At 50.6% G+C, this 255-nt stretch carries 1 protein-coding gene; it reads left to right on the plus strand.

All coding sequences use genetic code 11. The annotated features are described in order from the left end of the window. Positions 1–255: HAD hydrolase family protein (locus tag SB847_RS21605; protein ID WP_410578735.1), on the plus strand; the 255-nt coding region annotated here is incomplete at both ends.

The raw sequence follows: 255 nt of genomic DNA on the forward strand, positions 1-255 counted from the left end.
CTGGCGTCTCGAAACGCCTCTCAAGGGCAGGCGCTCAAACGGCTGGCGCAAAAGCTCGGCATTCAGATGGCTGAAACCACCGCGGTCGGTGACAGCTTAAATGACTATTCAATGCTTCAGGCGGCCGGAAAAGGCATAGCGATGGGGAATGCGAGAGAAGATATTCAAGAGATCGCTGATGCCGTTACATTGACAAATGATCAAAACGGCGTTGCGCATATGATCAGGAATTTACTGTTAAAGGTATGGCGATAC

The organism is Bacillus sp. SIMBA_026 (assembly GCF_046535335.1).
In the GTDB taxonomy this organism is placed as follows: Bacteria; Bacillota; Bacilli; order Bacillales; family Bacillaceae; genus Bacillus; species Bacillus velezensis.